The sequence below is a fragment of the Streptococcus sp. OH4692_COT-348 genome, from assembly GCF_003859975.1.
Taxonomy (GTDB): Bacteria; Bacillota; Bacilli; order Lactobacillales; family Streptococcaceae; genus Streptococcus.
In genome coordinates this window covers 158,751-180,109 of record NZ_RQZB01000002.1, presented here as the reverse complement: position 1 = coordinate 180,109, position 21,359 = coordinate 158,751, and the positions used below count along the sequence as shown (strand labels likewise).

The 21,359-nt window shown below is 40.2% G+C and carries 23 protein-coding genes; 7 read left to right on the top strand and 16 right to left on the bottom strand.

Going from position 1 to position 21,359, the window contains the following annotated elements:
* The first annotated feature begins 115 nt into the window (after nt 1-115).
* Complete coding sequence (locus EII37_RS01760) at nt 116-415, top strand: YbaB/EbfC family nucleoid-associated protein (protein WP_000981526.1); 300 nt, start codon at nt 116-118, stop codon at nt 413-415.
* A gap of 72 nt (nt 416-487) precedes the next feature.
* Here the strand turns inward: EII37_RS01760 and EII37_RS01755 are convergent, their stop codons facing one another.
* From EII37_RS01755 to glmU, 7 genes are all read right to left on the bottom strand, one after another.
* Nucleotides 488-2,251 carry a glycerophosphoryl diester phosphodiesterase membrane domain-containing protein gene (locus EII37_RS01755; protein ID WP_124787390.1) on the bottom strand — a complete coding sequence of 588 codons (1,764 nt, stop codon included), beginning with the start codon at nt 2,249-2,251 and terminating at the stop codon, nt 488-490.
* A gap of 8 nt (nt 2,252-2,259) precedes the next feature.
* Nucleotides 2,260-2,850 carry a 3'-5' exonuclease gene (locus EII37_RS01750; RefSeq protein WP_124787389.1) on the bottom strand — a complete coding sequence of 197 codons (591 nt, stop codon included), beginning with the start codon at nt 2,848-2,850 and terminating at the stop codon, nt 2,260-2,262.
* Between the two features lie 98 nt (nt 2,851-2,948).
* Complete coding sequence (gene rocS, locus EII37_RS01745; protein ID WP_000021242.1) at nt 2,949-3,440, bottom strand: chromosome segregation protein RocS; 492 nt, start codon at nt 3,438-3,440, stop codon at nt 2,949-2,951.
* 76 nt (nt 3,441-3,516) lie between these two features.
* Nucleotides 3,517-4,209 (bottom strand): 5'-methylthioadenosine/adenosylhomocysteine nucleosidase, encoded by a 693-nt coding sequence (locus tag EII37_RS01740; RefSeq protein WP_124787388.1) that lies wholly within the window; start codon nt 4,207-4,209, stop codon nt 3,517-3,519.
* Between the two features lie 16 nt (nt 4,210-4,225).
* Entirely contained in the window at nt 4,226-4,537 is a 312-nt protein-coding gene (gene macP, locus EII37_RS01735; protein ID WP_084927356.1) for a cell wall synthase accessory phosphoprotein MacP, read from the bottom strand.
* A gap of 11 nt (nt 4,538-4,548) precedes the next feature.
* Nucleotides 4,549-5,094: an NUDIX hydrolase gene (locus EII37_RS01730; RefSeq protein WP_124787387.1), complete on the bottom strand. Its 546-nt coding sequence runs from the start codon at nt 5,092-5,094 to the stop codon at nt 4,549-4,551.
* A gap of 9 nt (nt 5,095-5,103) precedes the next feature.
* The gene (gene glmU / locus EII37_RS01725; RefSeq protein ID WP_124787386.1) at nt 5,104-6,483 is read right to left on the bottom strand and encodes a bifunctional UDP-N-acetylglucosamine diphosphorylase/glucosamine-1-phosphate N-acetyltransferase GlmU; all 1,380 of its coding nucleotides are present in this window, start codon (nt 6,481-6,483) and stop codon (nt 5,104-5,106) included.
* 154 nt (nt 6,484-6,637) lie between these two features.
* On the opposite strand from glmU, the gene EII37_RS01720 reads away from it, so the two are divergent.
* The 5 genes from EII37_RS01720 (at nt 6,638) to lysS (ending at nt 11,102) form a co-directional block, all read left to right on the top strand.
* Entirely contained in the window at nt 6,638-7,438 is an 801-nt protein-coding gene (locus tag EII37_RS01720) for a GH25 family lysozyme (RefSeq protein ID WP_124787385.1), read from the top strand.
* Between the two features lie 94 nt (nt 7,439-7,532).
* A complete protein-coding gene (locus tag EII37_RS01715; protein WP_124787384.1) occupies nt 7,533-8,375 on the top strand; it encodes a DUF368 domain-containing protein in 843 nt (280 codons plus the stop codon).
* Entirely contained in the window at nt 8,375-8,857 is a 483-nt protein-coding gene (locus EII37_RS01710; protein ID WP_124787383.1) for an aminoacyl-tRNA deacylase, read from the top strand. The genes EII37_RS01715 and EII37_RS01710 overlap by 1 nt, the downstream gene beginning before the upstream one ends.
* Complete coding sequence (locus EII37_RS01705) at nt 8,857-9,474, top strand: histidine phosphatase family protein (protein WP_124787382.1); 618 nt, start codon at nt 8,857-8,859, stop codon at nt 9,472-9,474. Before EII37_RS01710 ends, EII37_RS01705 begins: the two co-directional genes overlap by 1 nt.
* Nucleotides 9,475-9,611: 137 nt before the next feature.
* Nucleotides 9,612-11,102 (top strand): lysine--tRNA ligase, encoded by a 1,491-nt coding sequence (lysS, locus tag EII37_RS01700; protein WP_124787381.1) that lies wholly within the window; start codon nt 9,612-9,614, stop codon nt 11,100-11,102.
* Nucleotides 11,103-11,163: 61 nt separating this feature from the next.
* On the opposite strand, the gene EII37_RS01695 is transcribed toward lysS, so the two are convergent.
* The 5 genes from EII37_RS01695 to EII37_RS01675 form a co-directional block, all read right to left on the bottom strand.
* A complete protein-coding gene (locus tag EII37_RS01695) occupies nt 11,164-12,003 on the bottom strand; it encodes an amino acid ABC transporter substrate-binding protein (protein ID WP_124787380.1) in 840 nt (279 codons plus the stop codon).
* 9 nt (nt 12,004-12,012) lie between these two features.
* Nucleotides 12,013-12,642 carry an amino acid ABC transporter ATP-binding protein gene (locus EII37_RS01690; protein WP_124787379.1) on the bottom strand — a complete coding sequence of 210 codons (630 nt, stop codon included), beginning with the start codon at nt 12,640-12,642 and terminating at the stop codon, nt 12,013-12,015.
* Nucleotides 12,643-12,651: 9 nt separating this feature from the next.
* On the bottom strand, nt 12,652-13,293 hold the full coding sequence (locus EII37_RS01685) for an amino acid ABC transporter permease (RefSeq protein ID WP_124787378.1): 642 nt from the start codon (nt 13,291-13,293) through the stop codon (nt 12,652-12,654).
* 138 nt (nt 13,294-13,431) lie between these two features.
* Complete coding sequence (locus EII37_RS01680; protein WP_185695934.1) at nt 13,432-14,667, bottom strand: tetratricopeptide repeat protein; 1,236 nt, start codon at nt 14,665-14,667, stop codon at nt 13,432-13,434.
* Complete coding sequence (locus EII37_RS01675) at nt 14,657-15,823, bottom strand: AI-2E family transporter (protein ID WP_124787377.1); 1,167 nt, start codon at nt 15,821-15,823, stop codon at nt 14,657-14,659. Before EII37_RS01675 ends, EII37_RS01680 begins: the two co-directional genes overlap by 11 nt.
* A gap of 153 nt (nt 15,824-15,976) precedes the next feature.
* Here EII37_RS01675 and EII37_RS01670 point away from each other — a divergent pair, with 153 nt between their 5' ends.
* The gene (locus EII37_RS01670) at nt 15,977-16,990 is read left to right on the top strand and encodes a lactonase family protein (protein WP_124787376.1); all 1,014 of its coding nucleotides are present in this window, start codon (nt 15,977-15,979) and stop codon (nt 16,988-16,990) included.
* A gap of 43 nt (nt 16,991-17,033) precedes the next feature.
* Here the strand turns inward: EII37_RS01670 and EII37_RS01665 are convergent, their stop codons facing one another.
* The 4 genes from EII37_RS01665 to atpA all read right to left on the bottom strand — a co-directional run bounded on the left by EII37_RS01665 (nt 17,034) and on the right by atpA (nt 21,355).
* Nucleotides 17,034-17,453, bottom strand: coding sequence for a F0F1 ATP synthase subunit epsilon (locus EII37_RS01665; protein WP_000068045.1), 420 nt, complete (start codon nt 17,451-17,453; stop codon nt 17,034-17,036).
* Between the two features lie 10 nt (nt 17,454-17,463).
* On the bottom strand, nt 17,464-18,870 hold the full coding sequence (gene atpD / locus EII37_RS01660; RefSeq protein WP_000094358.1) for a F0F1 ATP synthase subunit beta: 1,407 nt from the start codon (nt 18,868-18,870) through the stop codon (nt 17,464-17,466).
* A gap of 85 nt (nt 18,871-18,955) precedes the next feature.
* On the bottom strand, nt 18,956-19,834 hold the full coding sequence (locus tag EII37_RS01655; RefSeq protein WP_124787375.1) for a F0F1 ATP synthase subunit gamma: 879 nt from the start codon (nt 19,832-19,834) through the stop codon (nt 18,956-18,958).
* 15 nt (nt 19,835-19,849) lie between these two features.
* The gene (gene atpA / locus EII37_RS01650) at nt 19,850-21,355 is read right to left on the bottom strand and encodes a F0F1 ATP synthase subunit alpha (RefSeq protein WP_000996629.1); all 1,506 of its coding nucleotides are present in this window, start codon (nt 21,353-21,355) and stop codon (nt 19,850-19,852) included.
* Nucleotides 21,356-21,359: the final 4 nt, after the last annotated feature.

Below are 21,359 nucleotides of genomic sequence, written 5' to 3'. Positions count from 1 at the left end.
TACCTTTACATCCCTATCAATATTATCTTAATTCACTCTGAAAAAGATTAGACTTTTAGCCTCAAAATTGATAAAATAAAAAAGAAAATAAGATAAAAGGAAACTATAAATCACCATGATGAACATGCAAAACATGATGCGCCAAGCACAAAAACTTCAAAAACAAATGGAACAAAGCCAAGCTGAACTTGCTGCTATGCAATTTGTGGGCAAATCTGCTCAAGACCTTGTTCAAGCGACCTTAACTGGAGATAAGAAAGTTGTCAGCATTGACTTCAATCCAGCTGTCGTTGACCCAGAAGACCTTGAAACTCTTTCTGATATGACCGTTCAAGCCATCAACTCTGCTCTTGAACAAATCGATGAAACTACCAAGAAAAAACTGGGTGCTTTCGCTGGGAAATTGCCATTTTAAGCATAAGAAAAACAAGCATTCAAGAGAATACTTGCCTATCATGGGAGGAACAACTGTTCCTCTTTTTGCTTACTAAAAATTAAAGAATTCCATGGCCTGTTTGAAAAGCAAATCAGTATACTCTGGGTTTTCTTGAGCAATAGTAACCTGATCTTGAATCATTTCCAAGTCATCTGTTATCATGCCATCAGCTCCCAAATGAACTGATTTATCAAAGGACTCTGAACTATTGATGGTCCACACGTACAATTTCTGATCCGTATTCCAAAGCTTATTGACAAAATTTTCATCTAAAGTTGAATACTCCATGGTATAGCCTGTAGCCTTGGTTCTTGGAAAAATGCTATTATAAGGTAGGATGAAAAAGACTGGAATTTGAGTATCGTAGGCTAAAACCTGGTCAATCACATGGTAGTCCAAGGATTGCATTTGGTGACCATTCTGCTTAAGAACAGTTCCATATTTTTCCATAAAGCGTTTCATCATATCTGGGCTATCTTTTCGACTGGTTTTAATTTCAATGAGGAGTTTTTGATGCAATTCATTGGCTTTATTGAGATAGTCATCAAAACTGGACACCTTGCTATGATAACCATTTTCTGAAATATTGAGTTTGGTTAATTCTTCCAAAGTGAGATCCTGAGGATTGGCATTGACTCCTGTCAATTTCTTGATATTGGCATCATGCATCATGACAAACTGGCCATCTTTTGTTTCCTGAACATCCGTCTCAACAAAGTCTGGACCTAGTTGGGCTGTCCTTTCTAGAGATTGGACAGTATTTTGGACACCATTCTTATTAGATACTCCCCTGTGAGAAATGATTAAAGGTTTATGTGAAACTGGAGCTTCTAAATAAACATAACCCTCAAGAGCGAAAAAGATACAAGCACAGCCCATCACTCCCCATCTCATCCAGTGGTCTTTCTTTCTCCTTGGTGTGATTTCTAGTTCTTCTCCTGTTAAGAAGGAAACAAACTTAATGAGAAAGTAAGTCAAGGCCATATAGTGGAAATTCTTAATCAAGACAAAGTTGATAATTCCCATAACAAGAGATTCCTTATGGGTCAAACTATCCATCAGTGCCTGACTTGCCAAGATTGGAATCAATAAAAGAATGAAAAATAAGTAGGTTTTGACGACAATCCAAAGCAAATTCCAAGTATAAAACCAGGAGTGCTTTCTTGTCTTCTCTAGACTGTATCTGACTGCCTCTTTGACTGTTTTCTTCTCAAATAAAAGCTGAGGTAGGGCAAACATGAAACGCACTGAAATATAAAATAGAAGTAAAGCTAGAATAGTAACCACTATACCTACTAGCCAATACTTGTCTTCCACATAATCAACGATAAAGTCTGGAATGACAATTTTATTTAGGTAGTAAATCTTTAAAATCTTTCGAATCAATGGAAAGAGCATCATGACATAAAAGAAGATAAAGGCTATCTTTGCAAGCGTGACTTGCTTCATAAACAAGAAACTTTGGCGAAAGACCTTACGACTGTACTCCAGCAAGGTCCTTTTTTCATGGCATAATAAATGCCGAGCACCAATAAAGAGAAGTCCTATCTGGTAATAGGCGACCAATAAATTAACAATTACTAGAACAAATAAAGCAAGACTAATAAAGGGTGAACCCGTTATAATGGCAAAAATATTGTTGTAGGAAAGAAAGAGATAGCCTGTCTGACGGAGCAAAAGTCCAGCAATCCAAGAATTTGATGGTAACCAGACAAACTCAATCATCATGAAAGTCAAGAAGAAAAGAAAGAGTATTTTATCTAGATTAAAGTATATCTGCTTAAAACCTAGATTTTTAGGTTTTTCAGGTTTCATAGGCACTCCTAGTCAAATAATTGAGACAAGTCCAAGCCTCCAAAAGGATTATTCGAGAGGTTACTTTCTGCCCCTAACAACTCTCTAGCTTGATCCGACTCTAGAAAGGACTCGTAAACACGCGCCGTCATACGAGCATCCTCTAAGCTATTATGAGACTGACCTTGAAATCCAAGAAATGAGGCAACAGTTTGCAATTTGAGATTGGCAATACCATGTAAATCCGAACTCCGACGTTCAAAAGCTTCATCATATAAATCTACCTTGTACTGCTGACTGTAGTCTAAACCATGCTCTGCGAGAATAGGCAAATCACTTTTAGCAGCATTGTAGCCTACCATGGGTAAAGAACCCACAAAATTTTGGAAATCTTTTATAACTTTCTCCACTGGAGGAGCATCTTTTAAGGTCTCAGCTGTAATCCCAGTCAAACCATTGATAAAACTTTTTAAAGGTACATTGGTATGAACATAGGAATCATAGGTATCGATTTCCTGACCATCTCTAAAACGCACTGCCGATACTTGAATCAGGTGTGTTTGCCCTTCATGCTGATTAAATTCTAAATCGAAAGCAATGTAATCTTCTAATCGTTCCATTCTATACTTCTCCCATACGGTTATTTTACTTGAGCAACTATACTATTTAGAAATAAAAGAAGCCATCAGGTTAGCATGTAACCTAAACAGCTCCTTGATTATCCTCCAAATAAACGAGCAAAAAAGCCTTTCTTAGTGGATTGGACTTCTTCTTTTGCTTGGTCTAGCTCTAGCTTAAGATTTTCTTGATCCTTCATGGCTTGAAGGGTCAATTGTTGCTGCTGATCGAGTTGTTTGTCTTTCTCAGCAATCTGACGGTCTTTGATACGCATCTGCTCGTCTTTTTCTGATAACTGACGATCCTTGGCTTTTAATTGTTCATAAAGACGGAGAATTTCTGCATTCTTCTCATCAACTAGAATCTCCATCAGTTCACGTTGCTTGACATCTTCACTGACAGGCTCATCTTCAAAAATCGTTTTTTTATAGATTTCTTCTAGCTTAATCAAGCCACTTCTGGTAACGACTGTTACCCCTTTGTCATTTTTATCTGTGTCTTCTTCTGGTAATTCTTTGACACGATTATTGATTGCTTGACGAGATAATCCTAAAACCTCTGCAATCTCACTGACGGTCATTTCAATACTCATAATATCCTCTGAAACGTTTTCTAGCTTTTCTTTACTTAAATCTTATCATAAGCTAGATAAACTGTCAAATTTCCGCTTAATCTAAAGCCTTCAAAAAGGCTAACAAGACTTGGGCAGAGCGTCGTCCAGCTTCGATAATAAACTCATCAAAAGAGATGTTTGCTTCATGGTTGGCATTGTCACTCATAGCTCGAATAACTAAAACTGGAAGATTAAGGGCATGCGTCGCCTGAGCAATAGCTGCACCCTCCATCTCAACAGCTAAAACTTCTGGGAAATGGGACTTAATCGCTTCTATCTTATCATTTCCTGCAACAAAACTATCTCCTGTAGCAATCAAACCAAGATGCCAATTTTGATCCAATTGAGATAAACTCTCTTGGATTTTGGCGACAAAGGTTTTATCTGATTCAAAATAAAGCGGTTGTTGCGCCATTTGTCCATAAGCATAGCCAAAAGCTGTGACATCCACATCATGATAGGTTAATTTATCAGCAATCACAACATCCCCAACAGCAATACCTTCTGCTACTGCCCCGGCTGAACCCGTATTAATCAAAGCATCCACTTGGAAATGATCAGCCAAAATCGCCACACTCATAGCAGACATGACCTTACCAATTCCACTTTCTACAAGAACGACCTCATGCGAGGCAAGGTTTCCTGTATAATAGGTATTGCCTAAAACAACTTGCTCCTGGGCATTGTCTAAATGCTGGACCAGATACGCCAGTTCTTCTGGCATAGCCGCAATAATTCCTATTTTCATTTCAATTCCTTTTCTATTACAAAAGTTTCATTGCTAAGACAAGCAAAATCAAGAGAAAGATGACTGCAAATAAAATCTTATTTAACTTAGAATTGAAGATATTTCTCTTGGTATTTTCAATGCGACGGCTTTTATGAATAGACGGTTCGACCTGAATCTTCAAGGTTTCCTGGCTAAAACCATGATCCTTAGGATTGGCATAACCAAAACGGGAAGAAGAGGTTGGTAAAATCTTAGTCTCCTCATCATCTAGCAAAGGAGGACCTGAAATTTTTTCGCCTCTATTAGCTCTTTCGATTATTTCATCCGTTAATAAAGGTTTACCCATACTGACCTCCTCTATTTTTTGTGCAATTCCCAGTATTGAACAGCCATAATTGTCTTGGCATCACAGATATGACCTAATTTGATTAATTCCTTAGCTTCTTCTAAACTAACTTCAAGGACTTCCAAGGTTTCATCCTCATCCTGCGAACGCGGATTTTCCACCTTTGTCAAATCGCTTGCTAGGTATAGTTTTAACTTTTCATTACAAAAGCCAATGGCTGAGTAAAAATCGTACAAGAGTTCTAATTTCCCTGTATAGGCTGTTTCTTCCTCTAATTCACGCAGGGCTGCTGCGACAGGGTCTGTATTTTCTCCTACTTCCAGTTTTCCAGCTGGAATTTCGTAAGAGACAGCCTCGATGGCTTTGCGGTACTGCTTGACCAAGATGAGTTTTTGTTCATCCGTTACGGCTAAAACACAAACAGCCCCATTGTGGAAAATCAAATCCCGTTGGGCAGTTCCTTTACCTTCTGGTAATTCAACCTGATCTTGGACCAGTTTAAATATTGGTCCTTGATAGATTTCTTTTCTGCTAAGTGTTTTTTCTTCAAATTCCATGATAGGCTCCTACTGATTCTTAGGATGATGAGGAAGGCGTGTTGCATATTCGTCTTTATTAACCTGACGACCGCGGCCGATGGCAATCGCATCTGCTGGAACGTCTTTAGTTATAGTTGAACCAGCTCCAACGAGGGAATTGTCACCTAACTCAACTGGCGCAATAATGGTTGAATTTGAACCAACAAAGACATTGTTACCGATGACTGTCTTGTATTTGTTTTTGCCGTCATAGTTAACTGTAATCGTTCCAGCACCGAAATTAACGTTACTACCCACTTCACAGTTTCCGATATAAGTCAAATGACCAGCCTTGGTATTCTCGCCGATAGAAGAACCTTTCACCTCAACAAAGTTACCAATATGAACTTGGGCACCCAGACTTGAACCTGGACGAATGTGGGCGTATGGTCCAACAGTTACACCGTCTGCAACACTACTTTCTTCAATCATAGAGTTGGTAATAACAGCTCCTGCTCCGATAGTGCTATCCACTACATAAGTACCATTTGTCAAAACAGTCTCAGCACCAATTTTCGTTTGCCCCTTCAAGGTAACATTGGCTTCGATTTGAACTTCAGGAGCAATCTCAACATCAATATCGATATAAGTTGCTTCTGGATTGACAAAGCTAACACCATTGACCATGTGCTGATGATTGATGCGGCGACGCATAACCGACTCAGCAGTCGCAAGTGCCACACGGTCATTTACCCCAAGACTTTCATCAAAATCTTTCAAAGTATAAGCGCCAACTTTTTCACCAGCTTCACGGAAAATGCCAATGACATCTGTAATATAGTATTCGCCTTGAGCGTTATTAGTATTGATATTTTTCAAAGCCTCAAACAAACGCTCGTTATCAAAAACATATGTTCCAGTGTTGATTTCCTTGATTTGCTTTTCAAAATCTGTGGCATCTTTTTGTTCAACAATGCGAAGAACCTCAGCATTATCATTACGTACAATTCGTCCATAGCCAAAAGGATTATCTGTTTCAGCAGTCAAGATAGTCGCCACATTTTTATGATTGATGTGGAAATTAATCAAGTTTTTCAAGCTTTCACCTGTGATTAAAGGAGTATCTCCTGCGATGACCAAGGTGTGACCTGACAAACCTTCTAAGATAGGCTCTGTCATCATAACTGCATGGCCAGTCCCTAACTGTTCAGATTGAGTCACAAATTCTGTCTGTCCAGCCAAGACCTGCTCAACCAATTCCGCCTTGTGTCCTACAACTGTTACTGTCTTTTCAGGTTGGATAGCTCCCACACTACGGAAAACATGTTCCAACATAGAAATACCCGCAACCTTGTGCAACACTTTTGGCAAATCAGATTTCATGCGAGTCCCTTTACCCGCTGCTAAAATAATGGCATAATTTGACATAATCTTCTCTTTTCTATAGAAATTCCCTTTTATTATACCATATTTCAAATCATTCCGCGCTCTTGAATGAAAAAATACTCTAAAGTCCTTCCTTAACCCATTTTTTGAGTGTTTTTTTTGATTTTTTCCCATTTTTAAGGTAAAATTATGAGATATGAGAAAGAAAATTAATCCGCTTATTTTATTTAGTTTTTTTGGGATTATAATTTTCATTTTAATCCTGAATCGCCCTCGTTTTGAAGACCATCCCGTAAAAACAAAATCCAATATCGCCCAAGTAGAGACACAAGCACTACATAATATAGATAAACCGGTGATTGATGTTTCTGGTTGGCAGCGTCCTGAGGAAATTAATTACGATACTCTGTCTCAAAACATTTCTGGAGCTATCGTTCGAGTCCATAGTGGCGCTCAATCTTCAAAAGAAAACGATGCTTCCTTTGTTAATGGGGTAGATAAGGCCTTTAAAACCCATATTACCGAGTTTCAAAAACGAAATGTCCCAGTTGGTGTCTATGCCTTTGTAGCTGGAAAAAGTGTCCAAGAAATGGAAAAGGCCGCTGAAGTTTTTTATAACGCTTCATCTCCATACAGCCCTAGCTACTATTGGCTAGATGTAGAAGACAAAACCATGTCCAATATGAACGAAGGGGTTGAAGCCTTTCGGGCAAAGCTAGAATCACTAGGTGCTAAGAATATCGGAATCTATGTTGGGGTCTACTTCATGGAAGAACACAGTATTGATACTGACAAGTTTACGTCTGTTTGGATTCCTTCTTATGGTTCTGACTCAGGATTTTACGAGGCAACTCCTAAGACTGATTTAGATTACGATATCCACCAGTACACTTCTAAAGGAAAAATTGCTGGCTTTGACCACGATTTGGATATCAACGTTATCTCTTCCCTAAAAAATAAAGAAGAAACCTTTAGAAAACTCTTTTTAAAACCTTAAAAGCATTTGTTTATCATTTGCTTTTTCTTTTTGTGTTTGATTGTGTTACAATATAGTAAGGATTTTTTGAAATAGAAATAGTTGGAGGAAAAATATGTTTTCATGGTTAGCACGTATTATTAAAGGGATTGTCATTGCTCTTGGATTTATTCTACCAGGGATTTCCGGAGGGGTTCTAGCAGCAATCCTAGGAATTTATGAACGGATGATTGGATTTCTGGCCCATCCCTTTAAGGACTTTAAAGAAAATGTTTTGTATTTTATTCCAGTTGCCATCGGCATGCTTCTGGGGATCGGCTTATTTTCCTACCCGATTGAATACCTGCTTGAAAATTATCAGGTCTTTGTCTTATGGAGCTTTGCGGGCGCCATCATTGGTACAGTTCCTAGCCTCCTCAAGGAATCAACTCGAGAATCTGACCGAGACAAGATTGATTTAGCTTGGTTCTGGACCACATTTATCATTTCTGGATTAGGACTCTATGCCTTAAATTTTGTTGTTGGAACCTTAAGTGCCAGCTTTCTTAATTTCGTCCTAGCTGGTGCACTGCTGGCTCTTGGTGTATTAGTTCCTGGCCTTAGTCCATCAAATCTACTTTTGATTTTGGGACTCTATGCTCCTATGTTGACTGGTTTTAAAACCTTTGACCTCTTGGGAACCTTCTTCCCGATTGGAATTGGTGCAGGTGCAACTCTCATCATTTTTTCAAAATTGATGGATTATGCCTTAAACAACTACCACTCACGCGTCTATCATTTCATCATCGGTATCGTCCTATCAAGTACCCTTTTGATCTTGATTCCAAATGCAGGAAACGCTGAAAGTATCCAATACACTGGCCTTTCTCTTGTTGGATATGTCATCATCGCCTTCTTCTTTGCGCTGGGAATTTGGCTTGGTATTTGGATGAGCCAATTGGAGGATAAGTATAAATAATGGCAAAAAAAGTTAAAATCAAAAAAACATTGGTGGAACAAATCCTGTCTAAAGCAGCTATCCCACACCAGGGGATTCAAATCAATGCCCTGGAAGGAGAGCTTCCTCAAGGTTATGAAAAAAATCAGATTTTCAAAACCTTAGCTCTTTTGGGTGATAAAACAGGACCGATTATCGGAATTGTCCCTATCACTCAACACTTGTCTGAAAAGAAACTAGCCAAAATTTCTGGCAATAAAAAAGTGAGCATGATTCCCCAAAAGGACTTGGAAAAAACAACAGGTTATATTCATGGAGCCAATAATCCCGTCGGAATTCGTCAGAAACACAATTATCCCATTTTTATCGATAAGATCGCTCTAGACTTGGATCAAATGATTGTCTCTGCAGGCGAAGTTGGTCACAGTATTATCGTCGCTCCCCAAGACTTGTCTAGCTTTGTAAAGGCTGACTTTGCAGATATCTTGGAGGACAGCCAATAATGAAACTCTACTTTGTCCGCCACGGTCGTACCCTCTGGAACCAAGAAGGACGCTTTCAAGGTGCTAGTGGAGATTCTCCCCTACTTCCTGAATCCATTGACACCCTAAAACAACTTGGCCAGTATCTCAAGGATATTCCTTTTAATCAGATTTATTCAAGTGATTTACCTCGAGCGGTCAAATCTGCTGAGATTATCCAAAGTCAACTCCAGACCCCCTGTCCTTTAGAAAGTGTTTCTAATCTTCGTGAATGGCATCTGGGTAAATTAGAAGGTTTAAAAATTGCAACCTTGGAAGCTATTTACCCGCAACAAATCAAAGCTTTCCGATCTAATCTTGCCAAGTTTGACACTCAAATGTTCGGAGCCGAATCCCTCTATAGCACCACACAACGGACCATCCAATTTATCAAATCCTTAAAAGATAGTCCGGCTGAGCGTTTTCTAATTGTCGGTCACGGTGCTAATCTTACTGCCAGTCTTCGTACTCTTCTAGGTTATAAAGAACCACTTCTTCGTAAAGATGGCGGTCTAGCAAATGCCAGCCTAACCATTCTAGAAACCCGTGACTTTGAAACATTTACCCTTGATACTTGGAATGATACTTCCTATCAATAACAGAACTTGATTTTAGCGTCAAGTTCTTTTTAGTTTTGAAAGATTATCCGTGAATTTCTTGCTTGTTTATGATAAAATGGGAGTATCGCAAAAAATGACTCATCGTATTCAATTTTGAGTAAAACTAGGAGGATCCCATGTCAACAGAACATATGGAAGAACTAAATGACCAGCAGATCGTTCGCCGTGAAAAAATGGCTGCGCTCCGTGAACAAGGAATCGATCCTTTCGGAAAACGTTTTGAACGTACTGCAAATTCACAAGAATTAAAAGATAAATATGCCGACCTTGATAAAGAACAATTACACGATAAAAACGAAACAGCTACTATCGCAGGACGCTTGGTAACCAAACGTGGTAAAGGAAAAGTTGGTTTTGCCCACCTTCAAGACCGCGAAGGTCAAATTCAGATCTACGTTCGTAAGGATGCTGTCGGTGAAGAAAACTACGAAATCTTCAAAAAAGCAGACCTTGGTGACTTCCTTGGTGTAGAAGGTGAAGTGATGCGTACAGATATGGGAGAACTCTCTATCAAAGCTACTCACATCACACACTTGTCTAAAGCTCTTCGCCCACTTCCAGAGAAATTCCACGGTTTGACAGACGTTGAAACCATTTACCGTAAACGTTACCTTGACTTGATTTCTAACCGTGAAAGCTTTGAGCGTTTTGTCACTCGTTCAAAAATCATTTCTGAAATCCGTCGTTACCTTGATCAAAAAGGTTTCCTTGAAGTGGAAACACCTGTTCTTCACAACGAAGCTGGTGGTGCTGCTGCCCGTCCATTTATCACTCACCACAATGCCCAAAACATTGACATGGTGCTTCGTATCGCGACTGAGCTTCACTTGAAACGCCTTATCGTCGGTGGTATGGAACGCGTCTATGAAATTGGCCGTATCTTCCGTAACGAAGGAATGGATGCTACTCATAACCCTGAATTTACTTCTATCGAAGTGTACCAAGCTTATGCTGACTTCCAAGACATCATGGACTTGACTGAAGGCATTATCCAACATGCTGCTAAATCAGTCAAAGGTGATGGTCCTGTTAACTATCAAGGTACTGAAATCAAGATTAACGAGCCATTTAAACGTGTTCATATGGTGGATGCTATCAAAGAAATTACTGGTGTCGATTTCTGGCAAGACATGACTTTCGAGGAAGCCAAAGCTATTGCTGCTAAGAAGAAAGTTCCAGTTGAGAAACACTACACTGAAGTTGGTCACATTATCAATGCCTTCTTTGAAGAGTTCGTTGAAGAAACCTTGATTCAACCAACCTTTGTCTATGGACATCCAGTAGCTGTATCTCCACTGGCTAAAAAGACCCCTGAAGACGAACGCTTTACTGACCGTTTTGAACTCTTCATCATGACTAAGGAGTACGGTAATGCCTTTACTGAGCTCAACGACCCAATCGACCAACTTAGCCGTTTTGAAGCCCAAGCTAAAGCTAAAGAACTTGGTGATGATGAAGCGACAGGTATCGACTACGACTACATTGAAGCCCTTGAATATGGTATGCCACCAACAGGTGGTTTGGGAATCGGTATCGACCGTCTTTGCATGCTCCTCACTGATACAACTACTATCCGTGATGTATTGCTCTTCCCAACAATGAAATAAATTCTTATCCTCTGGTACTTGCCAGAGGATTTTTTGATGCAAAAAGAGACTGAGGAAACACTCAATCTCTACTTTTCACTTCTTTCGTTGCCACATCTTCTCCAAACCATTTTTGGCTGATTTCCTGGAACTTCCCTTCTTGATGTAGTTCAACAAAGGATTGATTTAAAGCTTGCAGTAATCTTTTGTCAGCAGGTCTGACACCTACAGCAAAAGATTCACTCTCAAATCCAACTGAAAAGACATTATAGTCATTTAATATTCCTTCAGACTGAAGATAATAATTGGCATACACTCGGTCAATCAACAAGGCATCAATACGGTCATTTTTCAAATCAATCAGGGCCTCATTAAAACTTTGGTACTGATTGGCCTTCTGATCTTTGACGCGATTTTTCAATAAATCTGGCTGGGCTTCAAAGTCTAAATAACCAGAAGAACCAGCTTGGGCTCCTAGGCTCTTATCTATCATATCTTCCACTGATTTGATTTGTTTATTTTTCTTAGTGACCAAAACTTGTTGATTTTCCATATATGGAATGCTAAAGGCAACCTTTTCTCGACGTTCATCAGTGGCAGAATAGCCATTCCAGATGGCATCAATGGTCCCATTTTGCAGTTCCGTCTCCTTCATATCCCAGTCGATTGGTTGAAATTGAACCTTAAAACCTAATTTTTCAGAGACAGCTTGTGCTAAGTCAATATCAAAGCCTGTATATTGGCCATTCTTTTCTTCAAAACCCATGGGTACAAAGGTATTATCAAAACCAATGGTTATACTCCCCTGCTCTTGATATTTATCCCAGTTATCCTGCTTTGGATCACTAGCCTTTTGAGTACAAGCTGTTAAAAAAAGAGTCAGGAGAGAAACCAATACTAAAGCAATTTTCTTATTAGTCATCGGCACCTCCTACTTGGGCTCAACCTTGAGAATCTGATCTGCGATGTTTTCAGCGAATTGTAAATCATGGGTAACGACAATCTGCGTCATTCCAAGTTCTCTATTTTGCAAGATCAGTTTTTCCACTTCCAAGCGCAATTCTGGATCCAGAGCAGAAGTCGGCTCATCATAACCTATGATTTCTGGGTCAATCATCATAGCACGCGCCAAGGCCACCCGTTGCTTTTGCCCACCTGATAGTGAGAATGGATAGGCGTCTGCATGGCCAGCCAGTCCTAACTGTTCCAAGAGTCCACGCGCCTTCTTCTCAGCCTCTTCCTGATTCATCCCCATAGTTTTCACAGGTGATAAAGTCAAATTATCTAGAACTGATAAATGAGGGAAAAGTTGAAAATCTTGGAAGACAAATCCCAGTAGATTTCGCTTCTCCAATTCACCCAGTTCTAAAGATTCTCCATTATAAAAGATTTGCCCAGAATCAATAGTTTCAAGACCCGCAAGCATACGTAAGAGAGTTGTCTTACCTCCACCAGAAGGCCCAACGATAGCCAGGATTTGCTTTTCAGGAATTTTTAGACTGAAATTAGATAAAATTTGCTTTTCACCAAATCCCTTATTGATATTTCGTAATTCTAACATGGCAACCTCCTATCTATAGTAACTGTACTTCTTCTCAACTTTTTTGGCAAGAATGGTCACAATCCCAATCAAAATCAAGTAAATGGCTCCTGCCAAGAACATAGGGACCAGACTAGCATCACGGTTGGCAGCTGTTCGACTAGCCAAGATAAGGTCTGAAATGCCTAGAGCATAGACCAGAGAGGTATCCTTGACCAAACTCATGACTTCATTAAAGACACTAGGAAGAACAATCTTGGTCACCTGTGGTAAGATAATATAGCGCACTGTGTCAAAGGGACTAAACTTCAAGACCTTGGCAGCCTCATATTGACCTTTAGGAATGGTATCAATCCCTCCACGGAAGATTTCAGCAAAGTAAGCCGCATAATTCAAAACAAAGGCAATGATAGCCGCAGGAAGACGGTCCAAACGAATCCCAATACTTGGGAGCACATAATAGATAAAGATCAATTGCAAGAGCAAGGGTGTCCCCCGCATAATCCAGATATAAATGTTAATCAGATGATGGAGGAGATTCCAATGGACTTGCAAGGCAAAGGCAATCAAAACGCCCAAGGGAATAGAAAAAATCAAGACCAGTGCAAAAACCTGTAAAGTCATGCTTGCACCGCTCAATAAACTCGGTAATATCTCAAACAAATAAGACATACTGCACCTCCTAAAAATAATTGTTCCTATTATAGCATACATAAACTAAATTACAACTATTTTTATAAAAAAATTACATTGTTAATAAAAATAAAAACTATATCTATCAAAAATGATAAGATATAGTTTTAAAACATTTTATTCCTGCAATCTCTCATACAATTCTTGCATTTGTACATCATCTGGAACCAGTTTTAAGTAAACTTGCGCATTGACTTTTGCTTCCTCAAAGTAGCCCAATTCACGCAAGAGATAGATATAGTGTTCCAGAAATTCGGGATTGTCCTTCAAATCTCCTGCCAACTCTTGGTAAAGCTCATAGGAAGTATCCAAATCGTCCATCTCTTGATAAGAACGAGCAATCATCCACTTGGTCAAAGGATTTTCTGGCTCCTCGCTCTGCAAGTCTAGAATGTCCTCATAACGCTCCTGTTCCAGATAAATAGTAGCTAGACGGAGTAAGATTTCTTCCGTATCCTCAGCGTCTGCTTTTGCAGTAAGGAGATAATTTTCTGCAGCACTAGCATCATGCAGTTCATAAGAGAATTGTGAAGCAGCTAGTAAGAGGCGAGTTTCAAAGGGATTTTTCTCTAGGCCTTGCTTAGCGATACGCAGAGCTTCTTGAACTTGATGTTCCTTATGTAAGGCCTGACTGTACCCATACTCATAACCTTCAAAGTCAGGAGAAATGGTATCAATCTGCTTAAAATAGAGGACAGCTTTTTGGTATTCTTCTTGATCAAAGTAAAGACTAGCCAACTCAAAAGCTGTTAGGTCATCGTATTCTAACTCCAAGGCTTTTTCTAAAAACTCTGTAGCCGTTTCAAATTTCCCTAACTGGGCATAGGCAAAGCCAATCCGTTGATAGGTAGAAATGCCCGTTTGCTCATAAATCGACCGATTATCTAACTGGGCATAGCCTTGAATAGCTTCTTGGTAATTTTCCAACTCACTATCCAACTCTGCCAAGCCCAATATCAAGAGAGGATCCTCTGAATAGGTCAAAGCCTCCAGCAGTTTCTCACGCGCCACATCTGTCAAACCTTCCATCTGGTAAAGGTCTGCCTTAAGAAGCAAAGCCGACACATACCAGTCACTGTCAGATTTGATTTCCTCAAGATAGGCAAAGGCTTCTTCAATTTGACCATCCTCGCTAGCAATTGTTGCTAGATTGAGATGAACCTCTGGAAAATCTTCTACGATTTTCAGGTAAATTTCCTTAGCCTGAGGATAAAAACCAATCCCTTCAAGATAAGTGCCTAGCTCATACAGAAGGTCACTTGGATCACTTTCTAAAGCTTTGACGAAATAGTGCTCAACCTTGGTTAAATCTTGCTCTTCCAAAGCCTGTAACATCTGTTGACTATTGTTCACTCTTGACTTCCTCACCCTCTAGTTCATATAGGCCACTAACTACCTTATACCATTCAAAAATCGCTGAAATGACAACCTTAGCAGAGGCATAAACTGGAATACCGAGTAAGACTCCCCAAATACCAAACATGGATCCTGAAGTTAACAAGACAAAAAGAACATTAATGGGATGAATGTTTAATTGACTTCCCAAAATCAGTGGAGAAACAAAACGGCCTTCAATAGTTTGTTCTACGATAAAGACAATCACTACTTTCAAAAGCATGACTGGTCCTGCAATCAAGCCCAATACAAGGGCAGGAAGCATGGCTAGGAAACTACCAAGATAAGGAACCAGATTTAAAATACCAGCAGTAACCCCAAGCGTAACCGCATAGCGTAGACCAATGATCTTAAAGAAGATAATAAACATTACTGCTACAATAATAGCTACTGTTACTTGCCCTCTAACATAGTTGGACAACTGTTGATTCACATCTGACAAAACCTGTCCTACAGGTTCCTTCAATTTCGTCGGCATGAATTGGGTCAAATAGTTTCGCAGCCCTTTCCCATCACGCAAGAGATAAAAGAGCATGAAAGGAACGATAATCAAGGCCACAATCACTTGAGAAGCTCCGCTAATAAAGGCGCTCACCCAGTTGACTGCTTGTGAAGAAACTTTACTTGCCCAAACTGTAGCCTGACTTGAGAAGTTTGTCAAAACTTGCTCTAACTGAGGTCTGAAATCATCTGGCAAACGCTTGGTCACCAAATCATTAATAACTCTGTCTGCATCTTCAAGGTAGATAGGTACATTTCTTGCAAAGGTTAAAACTTGACGTTGCAGATTTGGAATAGCTACTGCCAATCCCCAAACGATAAAGATAGCGATGATGACAAAGACAATACTAATCGCTATAACACGATTAATTTTGTGTTTCTCCATCCAATCAACAATGGGGTTCAATAAATAGTATAGTAAACCAGACAGAATGACTGGCAACATTACAACTGCTAAAAAGTCTAAAACAGGTGAAAATAAAAAACTAATCTTACTTAAAATAAAAAGATTCAGTCCCAATAATAAGGTTACCAAAAATACAGTTATTGCCTTGTTATCCAAAAACCACTTGAAAAACCAAGATAGGCTAAAATGTTTCTCTTTTTGCTCCATAAATACTTCCTTTCTATTATTCTCTCATTATACCATTTTTAAATCAAAATAACTCTTTTTTAAAGTGCTTACATACCATTGAATTGTACCGCATATCATATTGTGAATCTATTTTGTGATATAATAGTCTTATCTTTATAACGAGGTATAGTCATGAAAGAAACTGTTTATTTTGGAACTTACACACGTCGTACTTCCCAAGGGATTTACAAGGCAGACTTTGATACAGAAACTGGTCAGCTTTCAAATCTAGAACTTTTTGCAGCTGAGCCAAGTCCAACCTACCTTGCCTTTGACCACTACCAACATTTATACACTGTTGGTAGTCAAGATGATAAGGGGGGAATTGCAGCCTATCAAACTGATGGAACCTTATTAAATCATGTTGTGGAAGAAGGAGCCCCCCACTGTTATGTTGCCGTTGATGAAAATCGTGATTTGGTTTACGCAGCTAACTACCACAAAGGGCAGGTTCTTGTTTATAAACGTCAGGAAGACGGCAGCCTTCTACTTAGTGATGTAGATCAACACAGTGGCCAAGGTCCACATGAAAATCAAGCTTCACCCCATGTTCACTTTACAGACTTAACACCTGACCACTATCTAGTGACCTGCGACTTGGGAACTGACCAAGTCATCACTTATGACCTTGATCAAGAAGGTAAATTATCTAAACTCTATACCTATCACAGTCAGCCAGGAGCAGGCTCACGCCATATCATTTTCCATAACCACTATAAAATCGCTTATCTGGTTTGTGAACTCAATAGTACTATCGAAGTTTTAATCTACGATGGTGTTGGCGAATTTGAACGCATGCAAGTTATTTCAACTCTACCAGAAGGTTACGAAGGTTTTAATGGAACTGCTGCTATTCGTCTCTCTAAAGATGGTAAATACCTCTACGCTTCTAACCGTGGTCATGATTCTATCGCAGTATATACAATTCTTGCAGACGGTAGCTTAGAGTTGTTAGAAATCGTTCCGACTCATGGTCAGACTCCACGTGATTTTGATTTGACACCGAATCAAGAATTTGTCATTGCTGTCCATCAGGACTCTGACAATGCAACTGTCTTTAAACGCAATCCTGAAACTGGTCGTCTAGCAGAACTTTCTAACGACTTCCATGTACCAGAAGCAGTCTGCATCAGTTTTGCCTCTTAAGAAAACATAAAAAATGAACTTGGTAACTCAAGTTCATTTTTTCTTATAGTCTTTTTCCGACATTGATACGATTAATAGCACGTTGCAAAGCAATCTTAGCACGACGCTCTTGATCAATCAAGTGTTTTTCGTGGGCTTCTTCGATTTCGCGCTCCGCACGAAGCTTAGCACGTTCTGCACGGCTAACATCGATATCACGAGCACGTTCTGCAGAATCAGCAACGATTGTGATGGTGTTATTTGCAATTTCAATAACGCCTCCGTTTACTGCAATCCAGTTCACGTGATCTTCATCATCAATACGTTTCACCTTTACTTCATCAACTGCTAAAACCGCAATCATATTTTCATGTCGTGGCAAGATCCCCATCTCACCATCCAGAGTTCGAACTGATACATAGCTGGCATGGTGATCATAGACGAGACCATCTGGTGTCACGATCTGGACAGTTAACTGAGCCATAGATCACCTCTTAAAATCCCATTTTTTCAGCTTTTGCAATCACATCTTCGATAGAACCTACACCACGGAAGGCATCTTCTGGTAACTGGTCATGTTTACCATCAAGGATTTCCTTAAAGCCACGAACAGTTTCAGCAACTGGAACATAAGAACCTGGCTGACCAGTAAATTGTTCCGCAACGTTGAAGTTTTGTGACAAGAAGAACTGGATACGACGGGCACGAGCAACCAAGGTCTTTTCTTCATCAGAAAGCTCATCCATACCAAGGATAGCAATGATATCTTGCAATTCATGGTAACGTTGAAGAACACGTTTTACTTCAGCAGCAACTGCATAGTGCTCTTCTCCAACGATTTCAGGTGCCAAGGCACGTGAGCTTGAAGCAAGTGGGTCAACGGCTGGGTAGATACCCAATTGTACCAGCTTACGTTCCAAGTTTGTTGTTGAATCCAAGTGAGCGAAGGCTGTTGCTGGCGCTGGGTCAGTATAGTCATCCGCTGGCACATAGATAGCCTGGATAGAGGTTACAGAACCTTTCTTGGTTGATGTGATACGTTCTTGCAATTGACCCATTTCCGTAGCAAGTGTTGGTTGATAACCAACGGCTGATGGCATACGACCCAAAAGGGCAGATACTTCTGAACCAGCCTGAGTGAAACGGAAGATATTATCGATAAAGAGAAGCACGTCTTGGCCTTCAACATCACGGAAGTATTCAGCAATTGTCAAACCAGTAAGGGCAACACGCATACGTGCTCCTGGTGGTTCATTCATCTGACCAAATACCATGGCTGTTTTCTCGATAACGCCTGATTCTTTCATTTCCCAGTAAAGGTCGTTCCCCTCACGAGTACGTTCCCCAACACCAGTAAATACTGAAATACCACCATGTTCTTGAGCAATGTTGTGAATCAATTCTTGGATCAAGACGGTTTTACCAACTCCGGCTCCACCGAAAAGTCCAACCTTACCACCTTTTAGATAAGGGGCAAGAAGGTCGATAACCTTAATCCCTGTTTCAAGGATTTCAGAAGAGGTAGACAACTCATCAAAAGTTGGAGCTTTTTTATGAATTGGCTGACGCTCTGCATCTTCTGTGAAAGGAGCTTCCAAGTCAATGGTATCTCCCAAAACATTGAAGACACGTCCCAAAGTTTCTTTACCTACTGGTACAGAGATTGGACGACCTGTGTCCAATACTTCCATTCCACGAGTCAAACCATCTGTTGATTCCATGGCGATAGTACGAACCATACCATCTCCCAACTCTAAGGCTACTTCAAGGACGATTTTTGTTTTTCTTTCGTCATTTTTGTAGACGACAAGTGCATTGTTAATCTCAGGAAGTTTTTCCCCTGCTGCAAACAAGACGTCTACAACGGGTCCGATAACCTGAGCAATTTTACCTGAACTCATCTCCTTCTCCTATTCTATATAAGATACTGTCGGTTCCTAGCTCAACTAGGTCCTAAGTTCATTTTCATACAAGCTGGACTAGAGCCTATTCTAAGGCACTAGCTCCTGCTACGATTTCTGTAATTTCTTGTGTAATCGCCGCCTGTCTGGCACGGTTATACTGAATTGTCAAATCATTAATGACTTTCTTAGCATTATCTGTTGCTGTTTGCATAGCTGTCATACCTGCAGCATTTTCAGCTGTCTTAGCATCGATAATGGCACCGTAAATCATACTTTCTGCAAACTGAGGCAACAATTGCTCCAGAATTTCTTCTCGGCTGGTTTCCAATTCAAAAGTCAAGCTGTACTCTTCATCCGCTTCATTTGGATCCAAGTCAACAATCGGAAGCATTTGTTCCACACGCATTTGACTGGTTAGTGTATTGACATGGTGGTTATAGCAGACATAGAGTTCATCAAAAAGTTCATTTTGGTACATTTCAACAGTTTTTGAAATAATCTTTCGAACTTCATCAAAGCTAGGTTGATCCGCCAAGCCACGTAGTTCATAAAGGGGTTGAATACCACGAGCCTTAAAGAAATCAGCTCCCATTCCACCGATACAGATTATTTCAAAGCCTTTATCGTCTGGATGGTATTCTTCTTTCAACTCCATAACGGCTTTTAGAATAGAAGAATTATAACCTCCAACCAAACCGCGATCTGAAGTAATGACGATATAGCCTGTCTTCTTCACAGGACGACTAATCAACATCGGATTGGTTGAGCCACCAGAACCATTACCATGAAGGATATCTGTCAAGAGCTTGCGAACTTTCTGAGCATAAACTTGGAAGTTGCGAGCAGCTTCTTCAGAGCGACCAAGCTTAGCAGCCGATACCATTTGCATGGCATTAGTGATTTGACTCGTATTTTTTGTTGAGGCGATTTTTGTTTTAATATCATTTAGAGATACTGCCATCTGACACCTCTATTCTTACTGGAAGCTGGTTTGATTGAGAAACTCTGTAATCGCAGCATCCAAGACTGCTTCTTCTGGCAAGTCTTTTGTATCACGAATGGTTTCCAAAATCTCTGGATGTTGAGCGTCAAAGAAGGCATGGAACTCTTCCTCGAAACGAACAATATCATCTACTGGAACAGTATCCAAGAAACCATGTGTCAAAGCATAGAGAATGGTTACTTGTTTCTCAACAGGTAATGGTTTGTGAACAGGTTGTTTCAAAACTTCAACTGTACGACGTCCACGGTTCAACTTAGCCTGTGTTGCCGCATCCAAGTCAGAACCAAACTTAGTGAAGGCTTCCAACTCACGGTATGAAGCAAGGTCGATACGAAGTGTACCAGCAACCTTCTTCATGGCTTTGATTTGTGCAGAACCACCTACACGTGATACAGATGAACCCGCATCAATGGCTGGACGAATACCTGCATTGAAGAGACCATCACCAAGGAAGATTTGTCCATCAGTGATTGAAATCACGTTGGTTGCGATATAGGCTGAGATATCTCCTGCTTGTGTCTCGATAAATGGTAGGGCTGTAATTGATCCACCACCAAGTTCATCAGAAACTTTAGCTGAGCGCTCAAGCAAACGGCTGTGAAGGTAGAAAACATCCCCTGGGAAGGCTTCACGACCTGGAGGACGACGAAGCAAGAGAGACAGTTCACGATAAGCTACCGCTTGTTTTGATAAATCATCATAAACGATCAAAACATGCTTACCTTGGTACATAAATTCTTCCGCCATGGCAACCCCAGCATAAGGAGCTAGGAAGAGCAATGGAGATGGTTGTGAAGCAGAAGCTGTCACAACGATTGTGTAGTCCAAGGCACCGTACTGACGAAGTGTTTCTACTTGAGTACGAACTGTTGATTCTTTTTGTCCAATCGCTACGTAGATACAGATCATATCTTGACCTTTTTGGTTCAAGATTGTATCAATCGCAATGGTTGTTTTCCCTGTCTGACGGTCACCGATAATCAACTCACGTTGACCACGACCAATCGGTACAAGGGCGTCAATAGCTTTCAAACCAGTTTGCAATGGTTCTGATACAGACTTACGTTGCATAACACCAGGAGCTGGCGCTTCTACTGGACGAGTTTTATCAGTGTGGATTTCTCCAAGACCGTCAACTGGACGACCAAGGGGATCCACAACACGACCAATCAGACTTTCACCAACTGGGACTTCCATGATTTTACCTGTACGGCGGATTGTATCGCCTTCACGGATATCTGTAAAGTCACCTAGGATGATAATACCGACATCAGTTGACTCCAAGTTTTGAGCCATACCATAAGAGCCGTTTTCAAAAATCAACAACTCTCCACTCATGGCATTTTCAAGACCGTGAGCACGCGCGATACCATCCCCGATATAGGTTACAACACCTGTTTCAGTCACATCAAAATTGGGTTTGAAATTTTCAATTTGTTGCTTAATTAAAGCGCTGATTTCTTGTGCGTTAATTGCCAAAAGA

Coding starts and splice junctions, on each gene's coding strand:
- EII37_RS01690 (WP_124787379.1), bottom strand. CDS start 12,642: ATGTTAGAATTACGAAATATCAATAAGGGATTTGGTGAAAAGCAAATT.
- EII37_RS01670 (WP_124787376.1), top strand. CDS start 15,977: ATGAAAGAAACTGTTTATTTTGGAACTTACACACGTCGTACTTCCCAA.
- EII37_RS01665 (WP_000068045.1), bottom strand. CDS start 17,453: ATGGCTCAGTTAACTGTCCAGATCGTGACACCAGATGGTCTCGTCTAT.
- rocS (WP_000021242.1), bottom strand. CDS start 3,440: ATGAGTATTGAAATGACCGTCAGTGAGATTGCAGAGGTTTTAGGATTA.
- EII37_RS01715 (WP_124787384.1), top strand. CDS start 7,533: ATGTTTTCATGGTTAGCACGTATTATTAAAGGGATTGTCATTGCTCTT.
- glmU (WP_124787386.1), bottom strand. CDS start 6,483: ATGTCAAATTATGCCATTATTTTAGCAGCGGGTAAAGGGACTCGCATG.
- lysS (WP_124787381.1), top strand. CDS start 9,612: ATGTCAACAGAACATATGGAAGAACTAAATGACCAGCAGATCGTTCGC.
- EII37_RS01755 (WP_124787390.1), bottom strand. CDS start 2,251: ATGAAACCTGAAAAACCTAAAAATCTAGGTTTTAAGCAGATATACTTT.
- EII37_RS01685 (WP_124787378.1), bottom strand. CDS start 13,293: ATGTCTTATTTGTTTGAGATATTACCGAGTTTATTGAGCGGTGCAAGC.
- EII37_RS01675 (WP_124787377.1), bottom strand. CDS start 15,823: ATGGAGCAAAAAGAGAAACATTTTAGCCTATCTTGGTTTTTCAAGTGG.
- EII37_RS01710 (WP_124787383.1), top strand. CDS start 8,375: ATGGCAAAAAAAGTTAAAATCAAAAAAACATTGGTGGAACAAATCCTG.
- EII37_RS01740 (WP_124787388.1), bottom strand. CDS start 4,209: ATGAAAATAGGAATTATTGCGGCTATGCCAGAAGAACTGGCGTATCTG.
- macP (WP_084927356.1), bottom strand. CDS start 4,537: ATGGGTAAACCTTTATTAACGGATGAAATAATCGAAAGAGCTAATAGA.
- EII37_RS01750 (WP_124787389.1), bottom strand. CDS start 2,850: ATGGAACGATTAGAAGATTACATTGCTTTCGATTTAGAATTTAATCAG.
- EII37_RS01720 (WP_124787385.1), top strand. CDS start 6,638: ATGAGAAAGAAAATTAATCCGCTTATTTTATTTAGTTTTTTTGGGATT.
- EII37_RS01760 (WP_000981526.1), top strand. CDS start 116: ATGATGAACATGCAAAACATGATGCGCCAAGCACAAAAACTTCAAAAA.
- EII37_RS01655 (WP_124787375.1), bottom strand. CDS start 19,834: ATGGCAGTATCTCTAAATGATATTAAAACAAAAATCGCCTCAACAAAA.
- EII37_RS01730 (WP_124787387.1), bottom strand. CDS start 5,094: ATGGAATTTGAAGAAAAAACACTTAGCAGAAAAGAAATCTATCAAGGA.
- atpD (WP_000094358.1), bottom strand. CDS start 18,870: ATGAGTTCAGGTAAAATTGCTCAGGTTATCGGACCCGTTGTAGACGTC.
- EII37_RS01705 (WP_124787382.1), top strand. CDS start 8,857: ATGAAACTCTACTTTGTCCGCCACGGTCGTACCCTCTGGAACCAAGAA.
- EII37_RS01695 (WP_124787380.1), bottom strand. CDS start 12,003: ATGACTAATAAGAAAATTGCTTTAGTATTGGTTTCTCTCCTGACTCTT.